The 1,446-nt window shown below is 53.8% G+C and carries 1 rRNA gene; it reads right to left on the bottom strand.

Annotated elements, in window-relative coordinates:
• Positions 1-1,446, bottom strand: a 23S ribosomal RNA gene (locus tag OWK27_RS24235); the annotation flags it as partial.

Genomic DNA, 1,446 nt, shown 5'->3' with positions numbered 1-1,446 from the left:
CCTTCGTGCTCCTCCGTTACTCTTTGGGAGGAGACCGCCCCAGTCAAACTACCCACCAGACACTGTCCGCAACCCGGATTACGGGTCTACGTTAGAACACCAGCCATTAAAGGGTGGTATTTCAAGGGCGGCTCCACGCAGACTGGCGTCCACGCTTCAAAGCCTCCCACCTATCCTACACATCAAGGACCAGTGTTCAGTGTCAAGCTATAGTAAAGGTTCACGGGGTCTTTCCGTCTTGCCGCGGGTACACTGCATCTTCACAGCGAGTTCAATTTCACTGAGTCTCGGGTGGAGACAGCCTGGCCATCATTACGCCATTCGTGCAGGTCGGAACTTACCCGACAAGGAATTTCGCTACCTTAGGACCGTTATAGTTACGGCCGCCGTTTACCGGGGCTTCGATCAAGAGCTTCGCGTTGCCGCTAACCCCATCAATTAACCTTCCGGCACCGGGCAGGCGTCACACCGTATACGTCCACTTTCGTGTTTGCACAGTGCTGTGTTTTTAATAAACAGTTGCAGCCAGCTGGTATCTTCGACTGATTTCAGCTCCACCCGCAGGGGCTTCACCTACATATCAGCGTGCCTTCTCCCGAAGTTACGGCACCATTTTGCCTAGTTCCTTCACCCGAGTTCTCTCAAGCGCCTTGGTATTCTCTACCTGACCACCTGTGTCGGTTTGGGGTACGATTTCGTGTTACCTGATGCTTAGAGGCTTTTCCTGGAAGCAGGGCATTTGTTACTTCAGCACCGTAGTGCCTCGTCATCACACCTCAGCGTTAAAAGGTACCGGATTTACCTGGAACCTCCGCCTACATGCTTAAACCGGGACAACCGTCGCCCGGCTAACATAGCCTTCTCCGTCCCCCCTTCGCAGTAACACCAAGTACAGGAATATTAACCTGTTTCCCATCGACTACGCCTTTCGGCCTCGCCTTAGGGGTCGACTCACCCTGCCCCGATTAACGTTGGACAGGAACCCTTGGTCTTCCGGCGAGCGGGCTTTTCACCCGCTTTATCGTTACTTATGTCAGCATTCGCACTTCTGATACCTCCAGCATGCCTCACAGCACACCTTCAACGGCTTACAGAACGCTCCCCTACCCAACAACACATAGTGTCGCTGCCGCAGCTTCGGTGCATGGTTTAGCCCCGTTACATCTTCCGCGCAGGCCGACTCGACCAGTGAGCTATTACGCTTTCTTTAAATGATGGCTGCTTCTAAGCCAACATCCTGGCTGTCTGTGCCTTCCCACATCGTTTCCCACTTAACCATGACTTTGGGACCTTAGCTGGCGGTCTGGGTTGTTTCCCTCTTCACGACGGACGTTAGCACCCGCCGTGTGTCTCCCGTGATAACATTCTTCGGTATTCGTAGTTTGCATCGGGTTGGTAAGCCGGGATGGCCCCCTAGCCGAAACAGTGCTCTACCCCCGAAGATGA

The organism is Enterobacter cloacae complex sp. 2022EL-00788 (assembly GCF_026627565.1).
Taxonomy (GTDB): domain Bacteria; phylum Pseudomonadota; class Gammaproteobacteria; order Enterobacterales; family Enterobacteriaceae; genus Enterobacter; species Enterobacter pasteurii.
This window is presented reverse-complemented; position numbering and strand designations above follow the sequence as displayed.